The 15,730-nt window shown below is 65.7% G+C and carries 14 protein-coding genes; 4 read left to right on the top strand and 10 right to left on the bottom strand.

The genetic code is table 11. The features are described 5' to 3' along the window. Positions 1-117: 117 nt before the first annotated feature. The 3 genes from U0C82_RS00440 to acnA all read right to left on the bottom strand — a co-directional run bounded on the left by U0C82_RS00440 (position 118) and on the right by acnA (position 4,736). Entirely contained in the window at positions 118-486 is a 369-nt protein-coding gene (locus tag U0C82_RS00440; protein ID WP_322184782.1) for a DUF2794 domain-containing protein, read from the bottom strand. A gap of 264 nt (positions 487-750) precedes the next feature. Then, on the bottom strand, positions 751-1,650 hold the full coding sequence (locus tag U0C82_RS00435) for a DUF1223 domain-containing protein (RefSeq protein ID WP_322184780.1): 900 nt from the start codon (positions 1,648-1,650) through the stop codon (positions 751-753). 320 nt (positions 1,651-1,970) lie between these two features. Further along, positions 1,971-4,736: an aconitate hydratase AcnA gene (gene acnA / locus U0C82_RS00430; RefSeq protein ID WP_322184778.1), complete on the bottom strand. Its 2,766-nt coding sequence runs from the start codon at positions 4,734-4,736 to the stop codon at positions 1,971-1,973. A 324-nt stretch (positions 4,737-5,060) separates the two neighbouring features. On the opposite strand from acnA, the gene ccmA reads away from it, so the two are divergent. Together ccmA and ccmB are read left to right on the top strand one after the other, a co-directional pair. Next, the gene (gene ccmA / locus U0C82_RS00425) at positions 5,061-5,762 is read left to right on the top strand and encodes a heme ABC exporter ATP-binding protein CcmA (RefSeq protein WP_416186612.1); all 702 of its coding nucleotides are present in this window, start codon (positions 5,061-5,063) and stop codon (positions 5,760-5,762) included. Beyond that, complete coding sequence (gene ccmB, locus U0C82_RS00420) at positions 5,759-6,427, top strand: heme exporter protein CcmB (protein ID WP_322184774.1); 669 nt, start codon at positions 5,759-5,761, stop codon at positions 6,425-6,427. Before ccmA ends, ccmB begins: the two co-directional genes overlap by 4 nt. Positions 6,428-6,520: 93 nt before the next feature. Here ccmB and U0C82_RS00415 read toward each other — a convergent pair whose 3' ends face one another. Next, entirely contained in the window at positions 6,521-6,841 is a 321-nt protein-coding gene (locus U0C82_RS00415) for a DUF6460 domain-containing protein (protein WP_322184772.1), read from the bottom strand. 174 nt (positions 6,842-7,015) lie between these two features. Here U0C82_RS00415 and U0C82_RS00410 point away from each other — a divergent pair, with 174 nt between their 5' ends. Beyond that, entirely contained in the window at positions 7,016-7,669 is a 654-nt protein-coding gene (locus tag U0C82_RS00410; RefSeq protein ID WP_322184770.1) for a septation protein A, read from the top strand. A gap of 100 nt (positions 7,670-7,769) precedes the next feature. Continuing rightward, a complete protein-coding gene (locus U0C82_RS00405; RefSeq protein WP_322184768.1) occupies positions 7,770-8,558 on the top strand; it encodes a tellurite resistance TerB family protein in 789 nt (262 codons plus the stop codon). A gap of 9 nt (positions 8,559-8,567) precedes the next feature. Here U0C82_RS00405 and U0C82_RS00400 read toward each other — a convergent pair whose 3' ends face one another. The 6 genes from U0C82_RS00400 to dps all read right to left on the bottom strand — a co-directional run bounded on the left by U0C82_RS00400 (position 8,568) and on the right by dps (position 15,567). Further along, a complete protein-coding gene (locus U0C82_RS00400) occupies positions 8,568-9,131 on the bottom strand; it encodes an NUDIX hydrolase (protein ID WP_322184766.1) in 564 nt (187 codons plus the stop codon). 111 nt (positions 9,132-9,242) lie between these two features. Further along, positions 9,243-9,989 carry a crotonase/enoyl-CoA hydratase family protein gene (locus U0C82_RS00395; RefSeq protein WP_322184764.1) on the bottom strand — a complete coding sequence of 249 codons (747 nt, stop codon included), beginning with the start codon at positions 9,987-9,989 and terminating at the stop codon, positions 9,243-9,245. Beyond that, complete coding sequence (locus U0C82_RS00390) at positions 9,986-11,800, bottom strand: acyl-CoA dehydrogenase family protein (RefSeq protein WP_322184762.1); 1,815 nt, start codon at positions 11,798-11,800, stop codon at positions 9,986-9,988. The genes U0C82_RS00395 and U0C82_RS00390 overlap by 4 nt, the downstream gene beginning before the upstream one ends. A 248-nt stretch (positions 11,801-12,048) precedes the next feature. Continuing rightward, positions 12,049-12,672, bottom strand: a complete 624-nt coding sequence (locus tag U0C82_RS00385) for a hypothetical protein (protein ID WP_322184760.1) — start codon at positions 12,670-12,672, stop codon at positions 12,049-12,051. Positions 12,673-12,739: 67 nt separating this feature from the next. Beyond that, positions 12,740-14,932, bottom strand: a complete 2,193-nt coding sequence (locus U0C82_RS00380; RefSeq protein WP_322184758.1) for a primosomal protein N' — start codon at positions 14,930-14,932, stop codon at positions 12,740-12,742. 122 nt (positions 14,933-15,054) lie between these two features. After that, positions 15,055-15,567, bottom strand: a complete 513-nt coding sequence (gene dps, locus U0C82_RS00375; RefSeq protein ID WP_322184756.1) for a DNA starvation/stationary phase protection protein Dps — start codon at positions 15,565-15,567, stop codon at positions 15,055-15,057. Between the last annotated feature and the right edge of the window lie 163 nt (positions 15,568-15,730).

Raw genomic sequence — 15,730 nt, 5'->3', positions numbered from 1 at the left:
GAAGAGCGGCCGCTTCGCCGTCTCGTCGCTTTGGAGAAGCCGGCGCGCATCGGAAGAAGAAAGCGTCGCGGCATCGCGCACGAGGCCTGCCGGGCAAGCCCGTTCAAATCTGTCGCGTCAGTCCTGTTCGGCGCCCTTCAATTGCCTGTCGAAGACGTTCAGCACTGTCCCCAGATCGTGCCCCCGCTTCATGACGAGGCCACCGGCGGCGACGACCTGATAGGCACCCTGCTTTCTGGCGAGCTTCGGATTCTTTTCGACGCGATAGATCGGCATCTCGCTGGTTCGCCGGAAGATCGAGAACACGGCGCGATCCTTCAGCATGTCGATGGCATAGTCGCGCCAGTCACCGGCCGCTACCATCCGCCCGTACACCTTGAGAATGGCGGAAAGCTCTTTTCGATCGAAGACGATCTGCGCATCCGCCCCCTTCGTTCCCGGAAATGCGATGAGGTTCGATGTCTCGGTGGAACTCACGACTGTCATGCGGCTCTCGGCACCTTTTCCATGGGGTTTGCGACCGACAACGGGGAAAACGGACCGTTCGTTCGACGATGCCCGTCCCGTTCATGACGCCATGGTGACATGGAATGGCGAGCGCGGCAAAACACCTGCGGCATCGCGTGACGTCCCGTCCGATGTCCGGGCATGCTGTTCGGGGGGCGCAAAACCCGTATCTTTCCCCGGCGGAGACCAGCCGTCGCCGTGCGCGCCGACGGCGGACGGTCGCGCGGGGGTCGTGTCGCGATTTCAGTCGCGGACGGCGGAGGCGCTCCCATGGGCCGCGGTAAGATCGAGGCGGGCCGCGGCCAGGATCGCGCCGGGCTTGCCGAGCTTCGACATGGTCTGGATGAAGATCGCGAAGCCGTTGTCGCCGTGCGCCCCTTCGGTCAAGGTGGCGAGCGGCAGGCGGATCTTCATCGGCTCGCCCGACCAGGCGCCGAGGATGCGCCAGTCGCGCACGGGATGGGTCTCAACGAGGGTCCTGCCGCGGTTCGCGCCTCGCGTCACGACCGTCTGCGCGCTCCTGTCGTAGCTGACGACGATGAGCACCGGCATCGGACCGCGCGTGTCGACGTCGGTCATGCTCGCGGTGATCTTCACGTCGTCGCCGACGATGCGCGCGCTGACCGAGGCCTTGCCCGTCGAAACGATCTCCGGAAGCGTGTCGATGATCTCGCGCACCGCTTCGGCTTGTCCACCGGCGACCTGGCGACGTCCGTCGATCACCATTTGCGGCGTGTAGAGGGTCGAAATGTCGAAGCTCACGCCGTAGGCTTCCTGACGGGCGGTGTTTTCCGGCGCGCCGTGCGTGTCGCTCCAGCCGATATAGTCCCAATAGTCGACATGATAGGCGAGCGGGAGAATGCCTGGCTCGTCGGCAAGATCGGTGAGAAGCGCCTCGGCCGGCGGACAGGCGCTGCAGCCCTGGCTGGTGAACAGCTCGATGACATGGGTGACGGGCGCGGAGGTTGCAGTCGGCGCCGCTCGCTCGCTCCCAAGGGTGGACGAAGCCACGAACATCGCAAGACAGGCCGAAAGTCCGATCGTGAGGGTCCGGGCCTTAAGTCCCGCCTTGGATGCGGGGAACGTGAACAGCGCGGAAGCGGCACGGGAACGCACGATCAATACGGGACCTGATTGTTTCATGTTCAATATCGTACGAAGTCGTGCGATTTGCATGCACGATAAGAGGCGGGCGCGAATCCATCCAGTCACGTCGCAGTGAAGGCGCAAACGAATTTGCGATTTTGCCGTGATGCGGTGCGCCGGTCTGTGTCCGAACGGGTGCCGCGCGCACGAAAAAGCCGCCGGATGAAGACATCCGGCGGCTCTCGTCAATGGGGTGTTCGGCTGGACCATCGGCCCGACAAAGCGGAATCGATGTTCGCAAACGCCCGATGCGTGGCATCCAGGGTAAAGCGTGGGCTTCGTGCGTCCGACCAGACGCACGAAGCTCTGGCCGCAGATTACGCCGCCAGCTGGCGCAGCACGTAATGCAGGATGCCGCCATTGGTGTAGTAGTCCATCTCGTCGGCCGTATCGATGCGAAGCTTGATCTTCACGGTCTCCGTCGAGCCGTCGGCCTTCTCGATCCGGGCTTCCATCAGGTCGCGCGGCTTCATGGTCTCGAGGCCTTCGATCGACACCTTCTCGTCGCCCTTCAGGCCGAGGGTCTCCCAGGACTGGCCTTCTTCGGCAAAGACGAACGGCGCGACACCCATGCCGACGAGATTCGAACGGTGGATGCGTTCGAAGCTTTCGGCGATGACGGCACGCACGCCCAGAAGGATCGTGCCCTTGGCCGCCCAGTCGCGTGACGAGCCGGTGCCGTATTCCTTGCCGGCGAAGACGACGAGGGGAACGCCCTCGTCCTTGTACTTCATCGCCGCGTCGTAGATCGGCATCTGCTCGCCGCTCGGATGATGGATCGTCACGCCGCCTTCGACGCCCGGCACCATCTGGTTCTTGATGCGGATGTTGGCGAACGTGCCGCGCATCATGACCTGATGGTTGCCACGACGCGCGCCGTAGGAGTTGAAGTCGATCGGACGGACCTGATGGCTGACAAGATAATCGCCGGCCGGACCGTCCTTCTTGATCGAGCCCGCGGGCGAGATGTGGTCGGTCGTGATGGAATCGGCGAAGAGGCCGAGAATGCGGGCCTCCTTGATGTCCGTGACCGGCTCCGGCTCCTGTCCCATGCCCTCAAAATAGGGTGGGTTCTGGACATAGGTCGAACGGTCGTCCCAATCATAGGTGAGGCCGCCGGACACGTCGATCTTCTGCCAGTGCTCGTCGCCCTTGAAGACGTCGGCATAGCGCTCTTCGAACATCTCGCGGGTCACGGTCTTGCGGACGATGTCGGCGATTTCCTGGGTGCTCGGCCAGATGTCCTTCAGGAAGACGTCGTTGCCGTCCTTGTCCTGCCCGAGCGGATCCTTCGTGATGTCGACGAACATCGAACCGGCGATGGCGTAGGCGACGACGAGCGGCGGCGAGGCGAGATAGTTCGCCCGCACGTCCGGATTGACGCGGCCTTCGAAGTTGCGATTGCCCGACAGCACCGAGCAGGCGACCAGATCGTTGGCTGTGATCGCCTCGGAAATCGGCTCGGGAAGCGGGCCGGAATTGCCGATGCACGTCGTGCAGCCATAGCCGACGAGGTTGAAGCCCATCGCGTCCAGATCCTTCTGGAGATCGGCCTTTTCGAGATATTCGGTCACGACCTGAGAGCCGGGCGCGAGCGATGTCTTCACCCAGGGCTTCACGGTGAGGCCCTTCTCGTGTGCCTTGCGCGCGACGAGGCCGGCTGCGACGAGAACGTTCGGGTTCGAGGTGTTGGTGCAGGACGTGATCGCCGCGATCACCACGTCGCCATGCGACAGGCCGTGCGCCGCGCCCTCCACGTCGTGGCGGTAGCCGACGTCGGACGGCACGTCGTTCGGCAGGGTCGCGCCTTCGTCCATGTAGCGCGAATCGCCCGTCGATGTCGGGTTGTCGTCCGTTTTGCGGCCGCCACGGATCTCGTGCAGCGCCTTGTGGAACGCCGAGGCCGCTTCGGTCAGCGCGACGCGATCCTGCGGCCGCTTGGGACCTGCAAGCGACGGCACGACCGTGGAAAGGTCGAGGCCCAGCGTGTCGGTGAAGATCGGATCTTCCGTTCCGTCCTCGCGATACATGCCCTGTGCCCTGGAATAGGCCTCGACGAGGGCGATGCGATCCTTCTCGCGGCCGGTCGCCTCGAGATAGGCGATCGTGTCCTTGTCGACGGGGAAGAATCCGCAGGTCGCGCCGTATTCGGGAGCCATGTTGGCGATGGTCGCCTGGTCCTCGAGGGTGAGATTCGACAGGCCGGGGCCGTAGAACTCGACGAACTTGCCGACGACGCCCTTCTTGCGCAGCATCTGCGTGACCGTGAGAACCAGATCGGTCGCGGTCGTGCCTTCCGGCAGCTTGCCGTCGAGCTTGAAGCCGATGACCTCGGGGATCATCATCGAGATCGGCTGGCCGAGCATGGCGGCCTCCGCCTCGATGCCGCCGACACCCCAGCCAAGGACCGACAGGCCGTTGACCATGGTGGTGTGCGAATCGGTGCCGACCAGCGTGTCGGGATAGGCCGTCGTCTCGCCGTTCTCCTCGCGCGTCCAGACCGTCTGGGCGAGATATTCGAGATTGACCTGATGGCAGATACCGGTTCCGGGCGGCACGACGCGGAAGTTCTGGAAGGCTTCCGAACCCCAGCGCAGGAACGTGTAGCGCTCGCCGTTGCGGCCATATTCGGCGTCGACGTTCTTCTCGAAGGAATCCTTCTGGCCGAAATAATCCACCATCACCGAGTGATCGATGACGAGATCGACGGGAACCAGCGGATTGACCTTCTTCGGATCGGCGCCCAGCTGTTTCGTGGCGTCGCGCATGGCGGCGAGATCGACGACGGCCGGAACGCCGGTGAAGTCCTGCATCAGCACGCGGGCCGGACGGTAGGCGATCTCATGACCAGCCTTGCCCTTGTCCTCGATCCATTTGGCGACGGCGAGAATGTCGTCCCGGGTGACCGTGCGCCCATCCTCGTTGCGCAGGAGATTCTCGAGCAGGACCTTCAACGAGAACGGCAGGCGGGCAATGCCTTCGAGGCCGTTCTTCTCGGCGTCCTTGAGATCGTAGTAGACGTAGGGCTTGCCGCCGACGTCGAGCGTCTTGCGGCATTTGAAGCTGTCTGGATGATGTGACATGGAGGATGTCGTTCCTTCTCGAACCGAGACGACGGCCGAAGGGCGAACAAGCTTCGCGCGGCGGAAAAACGCGCGTCGAAGATGCGGGTACGACCATTTCCGCTGTGTCCGCCCCGGGCACCCTCGGGAATAAGGTGCCTCCGTATCGGCTCTGATAACGTTCCACACCGGTCGCTGGCATAGTTGCACTTGTCATCTAGCGCTGTTTGGAATGGTGATAAAGGGCCGCCGGACCTCAAGCCGCGAATTTATGCTACACCGCACAACGAACCGGCGCCGCTATCCCCGCGCGTGCAGGACGAACTCTTTGATGGACCATTCATGCTGACGATTGCTGCGGACGGGCTCCTCGTCGGACGCGGACGCGCCATTGCCGCGGGCCCTCTCGACTTCGCGCTCGCGGCGGGCGAGGGCCTCGTCGTGACCGGGCCGAACGGCTCCGGCAAATCCACGATGCTGCGCACGCTCGCCGGCCTCCTGCCGGCGCTCGGCGGCACGATCGCGGTCTCGGGCGGTCTTGCGGGCGACGGCGAACCGGTCGGTTCGATCGCCGAGATCGCGCACTATGTCGGCCATCGCAACGCCATGAAGCCGGGAATATCGGTCGGCCGGAATCTCGATTTCTGGCGCGCGACCCTCGATCTTGCCGGTACGCCCGTGCCCAACGAAGCGGCGCTCCTCGCGCTCGGGCTGCCGGATCTGACCGCCGTGCCGTTCGGCTATCTCTCCGCCGGCCAGCAACGCCGTTCGAGCCTTGCCCGGCTCCTCGTCGCCCCGCGCGACATCTGGATCCTCGACGAGCCGACGGCAGCGCTCGACGCTGAAAGCCAGGCGCTCTTCGGCCGGCTCATGCAACGCCACCTGGAAACCGGTGGGCTGATCATCGCGGCGACGCACCAGCCCCTCGGCCTGGAACATGCAAGGCGTCTCGACCTGTCGCGGTCCGACCTGCGCGAAAGCCGCCCGGCCGGGCCGGGCGTCAATGTCAGCGACGACGAACTCGTCGAAGCGGAGGGCTGGCTGTGACCTCTCTTGGAGCCCTGTTCCGCCGCGACCTGCGGCTCGCGATCTCGGGCGGCGGCGGAGCTATGACCGGCGTCATCTTCTTTCTCGCGGTGATCGCGACCGTGCCGTTCGGCATCGGCCCCGATCTCAACCTCCTGTCGCGCATCGGACCGGCGATCCTGTGGATCGGCGCGCTTCTCTCGACGCTTCTCACCCTCGACCGGCTGTTCCAGGCCGATCGCGAAGACGGAACCCTCGATCTTCTGATCATGGGCCAGATGCCGATGCCGATCGTCGTCGCCGTCAAATGCGCGGCCCTGTGGACGGCCGGCGGCCTGCCGCTGGTCCTTGCCGCGCCGTTTCTGGGTCTGTTCCTCGCGCTGGAGCCGATCGCCATCTTCGCCACCGCGCTGACGCTGCTCGTCGGAACGCCCGCGATCACCTTCATCGGCGCGGTCGGCGCGGCGGTGGCCGTCGCCCTGCCGCGCGGCGGGCTTCTGGTATCGGTGCTGGTGCTTCCGCTGGCGATCCCGGTCCTGATCTTCGGGGTGTCCGCGACCTACGGCGCGGTGAACGATCCGGATTCGTTCCTGCCGCCCTTCCTCATCCTGACCGCGCTGACCCTGTTCTTCGGGACCATCGGGCCGCTCGCGGCCGGCGCCGCGCTGAAGTCGGCCGCCGACTAGAGAAGGTCACGCCCCGCCCTTCGCGGCGGAAGCTTGAGGCGAACCGCGGCTTGCCTCGCGCGATCGGCGTCCGGAACCTCGACCGGGCGGTGCTCAGCGACCGCCCATCTTCAGAATGCGCATGACGATGAAGATCGGAACGACGATGACCGCGCCGAGCAGGAAATAGGTGACGACGTTCTCGACCGAGCCGAACGCGACCTCGACGATCCGGTTGAAGGCGCTGATGCCCCAGTCGATCACGCGGCGCGGCGAGATGTCGAACCAGGACAGGAGCAGTCCGACAACGATCGACATGAGGATCAGGCGAACGCCGACACCCAGCGGCGAGCCGCCGAGAAAGCGCTCGAGCCTGTAGGAAACACGACCGCGACCGTAGCGGCCGGTGTCGTCTTGGTCGGAAATGTCTCGCATGGCGGCGGGTCGCTCTCATCGGTCTTGGTTGCGGTCCGCGGCAATATAGGGTTGCGTGTCGGCGAAAATCAGGCCCCGGTTTCGAGCCCGTCTACGAATTGCCGCGAAGCCGACCGATATGATGCAGGACGCGCCCTGCGTCCGAGCCCTCGAGACAGAACCCGCGAGACCTGAATGACCGACCGCATCATCGAACGCTCTCCGAACGATCCGGCGAAGAAGGAGATGAACCCGCTTCTCAAGTTCGCCCTGGAACTCGGCCCGCTTCTGGTCTTCTTCTTCGCCAATTCGCGGGGCGAAGACATCGCGGCGCGTTTCCCCGTTCTGCAGGAGCTGGGCGGACCGCTCTTCATTGCGACGGCCCTGTTCATGGCCGCGCTCTCGATTTCGCTGGCGATTTCCTGGGCCGTGCAGAAGACCCTGCCGATGATGCCGCTCGTTTCGGGCGTCGTGGTCATTCTGTTCGGCGGCCTGACGCTCTACCTTCAGGACGAAACCTTCATCAAGATGAAGCCGACCATCGTCAACGGCCTGTTCGCGGCGATCCTGCTCGGCGGCCTCTTCTTCGGCAAGTCGCTGCTCGGCTATGTCTTCGATCAGGCCTTCAAGCTCGATGCCGAGGGCTGGCGCAAGCTGACGCTCAACTGGGGCCTGTACTTCGTGTTCCTGGCGGTCGTGAACGAAGTGGTCTGGCGCAATTTCTCGACCGATTTCTGGGTCGCGTTCAAGGTCTGGGCGACGATGCCCATCACCGTCATCTTCATGCTGACCCAATATCCGATGATCAGGCGGCACGCTCTGGAGCCGAACGGCGCCGGCGAGAAATGAGCCGCGCCTGCCTTCCTCTCGAGGGCCGGGATATTGCGAAACGGGCCCCGCGTCTCGATATCCGGAAGATAGTGATCGAACGCTCGAGGAATTGACGCCCATGGATATCCAACGCCTACTCTCCGACTTCATCGGCAAGCAGACGCAGGGATCGCCGCAACGACAGCCATCCCATGGAGCCACCAATTCCCGCGTCGGGCAGGCGTCGGGGTCCGGCGGCTCGCTCCTCGACCAGGTTGGCGGCATGATGCAGGGCAGGGGCGGCACGGCCGTCACCAGCGCCGTCGTCGGCGGTCTCGCCTCTCAGCTCTTCAGCAAGAAGGGCAAGAGCTTCGGCAAGGGCATCGGCGGCAGCGCCCTGAAGCTCGGTGGCGCGGCGCTGGTCGCAGGTCTCGCCTACAAGGCATACCAGTCCTACCAGGCGAAAAGCGGCGCCACCGCGCTGCCGGGCGCCCAGCCGGTCCCCAGCCTGCCCGCCGCGCACCGGGACGACGAACTGCCGGCGCCCGCGGGCACGGCCTTCATGCCGTCCGGCGAGGAAGATGCCCGCGCCCGTCTCATGCTGTCCGCCATGATCGCGGCGGCCAAGGCCGACGGCTATATCGATGCCGACGAGGAGCGCGCGATCTACGGGCGGATCGACGACATGGAGATGGAGGCCGACGAGAAGGGCCTCGTGATGGACGAGTTGCGCCGCCCGAAGACGATCGACGATCTCGCCGCCGAAGCCAGGACCCCGGAGATCGCGATGGAGATCTACACCGCATCGGTGCTGGCGATCGACGCCGACCATCCCGCCGAGCGCGCCTATCTCGATCTTCTGGCCTCGAGGCTCGATCTCCCCCCGGACCTTGCGCGCGAAATCCGCCAGACGACGGGCGCCGAATAGGCCGCGACCTCAGAAATCCCCGGGCCTGACGGTCTCGCCACCCGGCATCATGGTGGCGGTCTCGCCCTCGGGATTGGTGAAGGGGACGGGCGGCGCGCCGGCTTCGGCCTCCGCGTCGTGCCTCAGCGCCCAGTGTACGGACGGAAAGGCGAGATCCCCATAGGGGATCTCGTCCGGCGCGAACAGCTCGACCTCCAGGCTCTCCGGTCCCGGCGAAAAAGACGGTTCGGCAAGCCGGGCCCGGTAGATCAGCTGGACCTGCGAAATCCTGGGAACGGAATAGACCGCCAGCAGGCGCTCGATGTGCAGCGCCACATTGGCTTCCTCGGATGCCTCGCGCCGCGCTCCCTCCTCGGGCGTTTCGTTGAGTTCCATATAGCCGGCGGGGATCGTCCAGTATCCGCGGCGCGGTTCGATCGCCCGGCGGCACAGGAGGATCCTCCGCTCGTGCCGGACGACGGAGCCGACGACGATCTTCGGATTTTCGTAAAGGACGAAGCCGCATCGGTCGCACATCTGGCGGCTGCGATCGTCGCCGTCCGGCGTGGCGAGGGAAAAGGATGGTTCGGTCATGCCGGACTAGATGGTTCACGCCCGGCATTCGGGAACGCCCCGCGGCATGCGGACGGGTCATGGCCCGTCACGGCATGCCGGCGGCTTTCACGGCAGGCGTCGTCCAATGCCTCATCCCTTGCGGCTGAAGAAGGCTTCGAACGCCTGTCGCGCTTCGCTCGAGACGAGGCGCCGTGCGAAGATCTCGATCTCGTCGTCGATGCAGGACAGAACGTCGCTGCGGTCGCCCCGGATAAGGGCCTTCGTCAGCCGCACGGCCTCGCGCGGCTTGGCGGCGAGGGCCTTGGCGGCGCGAAATCCCGACCCTTCCACGTCGTCGGCGACGATTTCCGTCACGAACCCGCATTCTCGTGCGAAGGCGGCATCGAACGGCCGCCCCATGGCCAGCATCTGGAACGCGCGTTGCGCGCCCATCAGGCGCGGCGCGATGAGACTGGACGCGGCCTCCGGCGTAAGGCCGAGATCGACGAAGGGCGTCTTGAACTCCGACCGCGGAGTCGCGAGAACCATGTCGCAATGGAACAGCATCGTCGTGCCGATGCCGATGGCAAGACCATCGACCGCGGCAAAGACCGGCAGTTCGGCCTTTGCGAGCGCATGAAGAAAATCGCGCACTTCGTTCGGCAGGCCGCCGCCTCGGGCGATCTCCATGAAGTCGGCGAGATCGTTGCCGGCGCAGAACGCGCCGGGCGTCCCGGTGATGAGGATGCAGCCGACAGTCTCGTCGGACGCGGCTGTCGCAAAGCCCGCCGTCATCTGCCTATACATCTCGCGGGTCAGGGCGTTCTTCTTGTCGGGGCGGTTGAGGCGGATGGTCAGGACGCCATCGGCCTTCGACGTTTCGATATGCTGGCTCATGCGGCCTCCAGTCCGAGTGCGATCCGCCCGAAGGCAAGGCTTTCGGCGCCCTCGCGGACCTGCGTCGACAGGCCGGCACATTCGGCGAGGAGGTTTTCGGCCATGAAGCGGGCGAGCGCCGTGCGCGCGCCGTCCGGGTCGGAGGCGAGCGCGCTCTTCACCAGATAGATGCCGCCGGCGCAAAGCCCGAACAGTTTCAGATAGGCGGTGGCGCCGGCGAGCGCGGTATCCGTCTCGCCGCGCGCCAGCGCATCCTGCAGGTAGCGGGTCGCCGTCTCCAGTTCCCGAAGGGCGGCGTCGAGCGCTGCGGCGGAGCGGCCGAAATCGGGCGCGTCGCGGCCCTCCAGGGCTTCGAGGACCGCGCGCAGTTCGAGCATGTAGCTTTCGACCGCGCCGCCGCCCGAAAGCCCGATCTTGCGGGTGACGAGATCGATCGCCTGGATGCCGTTGGTGCCTTCGTAGATCGGCGCGATCCGGGCGTCGCGCAGGAGCCTTGCCGCGCCGGTTTCTTCCACGAACCCCATCCCGCCATGCACCTGGATGCCGAGATTGGCGACTTCGACACCGATATCGGTGGAAAACGCCTTGGCGATCGGCGTCAGAAGGTCGACGCGATCCTTCCACGATCTGGCCGCGTCCGTTTCCCCCGTCCCGGCGTGGTGCTTCGCCATGTCGCCGGCGTGGCCGCAGGCATAGCAGATCGAGCGTGCGGCGCCGGTCAGCGCCTTCATCGTCAACAGCATGCGCGCGACGTCCGGATGATCGACGATCGCCGACATCTGGCTTTTCCCCTCCGGTCCCTTCGCAAGGCGCGTCGAGCGGCCCTGCCGGCGCTCCCTGGCAAAGTCCAGCGCCTTCTGTGTTGCCGCCTCCGCGACGCCGACGCCCTGGATGCCGACGAGCAGCCGCGCATTGTTCATCATGGTGAACATGCAGGCGAGACCGCGGTTCTCCTCGCCGACGAGCCAGCCGATCGCACCGCGCTCTCCGGTGTTGCCCGTCCCGTCGCCATAGATCATCGTGCAGGTCGGCGAGCCGTGAATGCCGAGCTTCTTTTCCAGCGCACTGCAGACGACATCGTTGCGGGCTCCGAGGGAGCCGTCCTCGTTCACCAGGAATTTGGGGACGAGGAAGAGGGAGATGCCTTTCACGCCGGCCGGTGCATCCGGCAGGCGGGCAAGCACGAGATGGACGATATTGTCGGTGAAATCCTGCTCGCCATAGGTAATGTAGATCTTCGAGCCGAAGATCCGGTAGGTGCCGTCGCCGGCGGGCTCGGCGCGGGTCTTCATGCCGGAAAGATCGGAGCCGGCCTGCGGCTCGGTGAGATTCATCGTTCCCATCCACTCGCCGGAGACGAGCTTGTCGAGATAGCGCGCCCGAAGCGCGTCGGAGCCGTGCTGGATCAATGCCTCGACGGCGCCGATGGTCAGGGACGGGCCGATGGCAAAGCCCATCGAGGCCGAATTCCAGATTTCGAACAGGGCGGTGGAGAGCGCCATGGGCAGCTCCTGGCCACCATGGGCCTGCGGGCCGGTGAGGGCGTTCCAGCCGCCTTCGCGCCATTCGCGATAGATCGTCGGCCAGCCCTCGGGGGTCGTGACGTCCCCTTTCGCCAGACGCGCGCCCTGATGGTCCCCGTCGGCGAGGGCGGGGGCCATTCGCTCGCTCGCGAAGCGGCCGGCCTCCTCGACGATCGCGTCGAGCACGTCGCCGTCGAGATCGCCGGCCTTGCCGGCATCGATCGCCGCGTTGAGACCTGCCACATGCCGCAGAATGTGGGCGATCTCTTCCGTGGGAGCTTTGTACATACGGAACGCCTCTTGAAGTTGTCGTTTGGCCGCAAGGGTGCGGCGCGTTGTGGCCGCCAGCTTACGGTTTCGTCAACGCGGGGCAAGCACCCACGGAGAGACGGACGCGATTTGGTCGCACCGGGCGGACGCGAAGCGCGCCGAAAGGCCGTTCGTCGAACGGTGGCTTCGTCCCCCGCACCCCATGCGGCGACCGCCCTGTCGCAGGGTCCGGACGGCGAACGCGCGGGCGCTCGCCGAGGCTGGCGTCAACGCTCGCTCGAGGCTCCGTGCTGCTCGGCGCACCGGCCCTGGATCTCGACATCCTCCTTCTTGTCGCCCCAGTGAACGGTCATCGAGCCGATATATTCGACACCGTTTTCGGTCTGTTTCGTCTCGGAGATCGCGACGGACACGTTGATCCGGGGCTCGCCCGCCGAGCGCCACACGGTGATGACCGTGCCTTGCTTGTTCGGTGCGGACTTGCCCCGCTCCAGTTCCCGCACGATCCCGTTCGCCATGATGTAGCCGCGCTCGAGCGGCGGCGTGGTCTCGCCGGTCGGCGATGCCATGGTGACGAAGACCAGGGGCTGGGCCTTCTCGGTCTTCATGACGGGTGCCGCGTCCGTGCCGCCGGTGAAGCCGCACTGGCTCTCGATCGGCGCCCAATGCAGTTCGCCGAGCACGAGGCTGCGCGACGGGTCGCCGAGATTGGCCTGTTTCGACTGGCCCGGAACGGTGCTTTCGAAGGGGGGTGGTTTCAGCGCGCCTTCGTCGGGCATGCCGGACAATGCGCTTTGGGCGGAGGCGGAAAGGGTGAGGCCGGCGATCGTGACGAGCGCGGTCGCGATCGAGGTGGAAAAATGGCGTTTCGTTTCGCCCACGGTTCTCATGCTCAGTCCATCTCCCGGCGTTCGCACTGTCTCGACGCACCCGGAACGTAACGGCAGGTGCGCGGCGTCACAAGAAGCTTTGCGGATCGATGTCGATCTGCATCTGTACCGAGCCGCGCGGCTTGGGCGCCCGCGCGAGCGTCTCACGCAAATAGGACTGAAGCGGGGCGCGGCGCGAACCCTGGATCAGAAGGCGGAAGCGATGCCGCCCCCGCAGGACGGCGAGCGGCGCTTCCGCCGGGCCGAGCACTTCGAGATCGGGATCGTCGGGTGCGGCCTTCCGGATCTCGCGCGCATGGGTCTCGGCCTCCTTGCGCGTGTTGGCCGACACGATGATGGCGGCGAGCCGCCCGAACGGCGGCAGCTGCGATCGCTCGCGTTCGCAGATTTCCCGCGAATAGAACGCCTCGACATCGCCGGACGCGATCGCCTTCATCACCGGATGATCGCTCTGATAGGTCTGGATCATGCCCCGGCTGGCCCGGCCGGTGCGTCCGGCCCGCCCCGTCACCTGGTGCAGGAGCTGAAAGGTCCGCTCGGCCGCGCGCGGATCCCCATTGGCAAGGCCGAGATCCGCGTCGATCGCGCCGACGAGCGTCATCATGGGGAAATGATGCCCCTTGGCGACGAGCTGGGTGCCGATCACGATGTCGGCCTCGCCGTCGGCGATCGCATCGAGCTCGCGCCTCAGGCGCCGCGCGCCGCCCGGCAGGTCGGACGATAGAAGGATGGTGCGCGCCTCGGGCAGATCGGTCAGCATCTCCTCCGCGATGCGTTCGACGCCGGGACCGCAGGCCACCAGATGATCCAGCGTTCCGCATTCGGGGCAGGCTTCCGGGCGCGGGGTCTGAAAGCCGCAATGGTGGCACTGCAGGATGCCACGCAGACGATGGTCCACCAGCCAGGTCGAGCAGGAGGCGCACTGGAACCGGTGGCCGCAGACCCGGCACAGCGTCAGCGGCGCATAGCCCCGCCGGTTGAGAAACAGGAGCGCCTGCTCGCCGCGTGCGATCGTTTCCCTGATCGCGGTCAGAAGCAGCGGCGAGACGAACCGTCCCCGCGCCGGCGGCACCCGCCGCATGTCGACCAGCGACAGGTCCGGCAAGGCGGCATTGGAGAACCGGCTCGACAGGAGAAGATGGCGATAACGCCCCTGCGCGGCATTGACCCGCGTTTCGACAGAGGGCGTGGCCGAGGCGAGGATGACCGGGAAGTTCGCGACACGGCCGCGCACCACCGCCATGTCGCGAGCATGGTAGAAGGTGCGGTCCTCCTGCTTGTAAGCGGGGTCGTGCTCTTCGTCGACGATGATCAGGCCAAGATTTTCGAACGGCAGGAACAGCGCCGAGCGCGCGCCGGCGACGACGCGGACCCGACCCTCCGCGACTTGGCGCCAGATCTTCTCGCGCATCTTCGGCGACACGTCCGAGTGCCATTCGGCGGGCGGCGCGCCGAATCGTGCATGGAAGCGGTCGAGAAAGCTCTGGGTGAGGGCGATTTCGGGCAGGAGGATCAGCACCTGCCGCCCGGCATCGAGTGCGGCGGCGACCGCCTCGAAATAGACCTCGGTCTTGCCCGAGCCGGTCACGCCTTCGAGGAGCGTCACGGAAAATCCGTCCTCGGCACCGGTCGTGGCCAGCGCACTGGCCGCATCGTCCTGCTCGCGGCTGAGCGCGGCGCGTCCATAGGCCGTGTCGGGCTCGGCGACGGCGGGCGGCGGGGGAAAGCGGACGGCCCGGAACGTGCCCGCCTTGACGAGGCCGTCGACGACCGAAGCGGTCACGCCGGACGCGTGGGCAAGCCCGGACTTCGTCCAGACCGACGTCTCTTCCGCCGTTTCGAGCACCCGGCGGCGGGCCTCCGTCATGCGGTCGGGCCTTGTTTCGCCGAGCTCAAGCCCCTCGATCCAGGGCTCCGGGTCGAACGCTGCGGGTGCGCGAAGCGCCATGCGGGCGACCAGACCCGGAGGCGAGAGAGTGTAGTCGGCGACCCAGTCGATGAAGCGGCGCATCTCGTCGGTCAGCGGCGGGCAATCGAAGGCCCGCGTGATCGCGCGCAGCTTCTTCGGATCGACGGATCCGCCCGCGTCCGCATCCCAAACGACGCCGGCGACCTGCCGGGACCCGAGAGGCACCTGCACGATCGAGCCCGGCCTGACCGCCATTCCCTCCGGCACCGCGTAGGAATAGGGCCCATCGACCGGAAGCGGCACGAGGACGGGGACGGTTGGTGCGGGGAAAAGGTCGCCTTCGTCCTTCACATGCAATCCTGATTCGAATTTCGCGGACTATCGCAACGATATAGGAATCGATCGCCCCAAACGAAGAAAGCGCCGCGGCATCGCCGCAGCGCTTCCTCTCCGACATATCGAACGTCGGCGGATCAGTCCGTCTTCACGACCTGAAAATGGCTTTCGAGGAAGTAGAGAGCCTCGTCGATGCCGCGCCCGACCTCGGTGATCAGGTCCTCGGTCAGATCGTCGCCCGCCTCGCTGGCTTCGCTGATCGCGGCCATCAGGGCCTTCGACCAGACGGCATAGGAATCCGACAGGCGGCGAAGATGCGCCTCCGAATCGACGAGATCGAGCGGATAGGGCTCGAGAATCGAGTTCTCGGACGCCGCCTGGACCGTGCCCTTGGCCTGGCCGCCCAGGGCAGTCAGACGCTCCGCGATCGAATCGACATATTCTTCCGCGGTCTCGTGGAGCTCGTCGAAGAGCTTGTGAACGGCGATGAAGTTCATGCCCTTCACGTTCCAGTGGGCCTGCTTGGTCTGATAGGTAAGGTCGAGGGCCGTCGCGAGATGGGTTTGCAGAAGTTCCACCATCGCGCCGCGCGTGTTCTCGGAAAGCGGATGCTTGGTGGGATGCAGCGTTGGCTGGCGCTTGGTTGCCATGATGAGTGTCCTTGAAATCTTTAAGATTGCCGATCCACCGCGGCGGCGGCCATCCGTTCCAAAACGGATCTTCGTCGCCATGCGGTCAGCTTACCTTTCTAATAGATCGCGAAGACGACAGTTCCATCACACATCGTAACCGCAGCGTTCACCGCGCGGCGCA

The sequence above is a fragment of the Fulvimarina uroteuthidis genome, assembly GCF_034321785.1.
Classification (GTDB): domain Bacteria; phylum Pseudomonadota; class Alphaproteobacteria; order Rhizobiales; family Rhizobiaceae; genus Fulvimarina; species Fulvimarina uroteuthidis.
Note: the sequence above shows the minus strand (reverse complement) of the source record. Positions and strands in the feature narration are given on the sequence as shown.

Coding starts and splice junctions, on each gene's coding strand:
- U0C82_RS00440 (WP_322184782.1), bottom strand. CDS start 486: ATGACAGTCGTGAGTTCCACCGAGACATCGAACCTCATCGCATTTCCG.
- U0C82_RS00435 (WP_322184780.1), bottom strand. CDS start 1,650: ATGAAACAATCAGGTCCCGTATTGATCGTGCGTTCCCGTGCCGCTTCC.
- acnA (WP_322184778.1), bottom strand. CDS start 4,736: ATGTCACATCATCCAGACAGCTTCAAATGCCGCAAGACGCTCGACGTC.
- U0C82_RS00415 (WP_322184772.1), bottom strand. CDS start 6,841: ATGCGAGACATTTCCGACCAAGACGACACCGGCCGCTACGGTCGCGGT.
- U0C82_RS00410 (WP_322184770.1), top strand. CDS start 7,016: ATGACCGACCGCATCATCGAACGCTCTCCGAACGATCCGGCGAAGAAG.
- U0C82_RS00405 (WP_322184768.1), top strand. CDS start 7,770: ATGGATATCCAACGCCTACTCTCCGACTTCATCGGCAAGCAGACGCAG.
- U0C82_RS00400 (WP_322184766.1), bottom strand. CDS start 9,131: ATGACCGAACCATCCTTTTCCCTCGCCACGCCGGACGGCGACGATCGC.
- U0C82_RS00395 (WP_322184764.1), bottom strand. CDS start 9,989: ATGAGCCAGCATATCGAAACGTCGAAGGCCGATGGCGTCCTGACCATC.
- U0C82_RS00390 (WP_322184762.1), bottom strand. CDS start 11,800: ATGTACAAAGCTCCCACGGAAGAGATCGCCCACATTCTGCGGCATGTG.
- U0C82_RS00385 (WP_322184760.1), bottom strand. CDS start 12,672: ATGAGAACCGTGGGCGAAACGAAACGCCATTTTTCCACCTCGATCGCG.
- dps (WP_322184756.1), bottom strand. CDS start 15,567: ATGGCAACCAAGCGCCAGCCAACGCTGCATCCCACCAAGCATCCGCTT.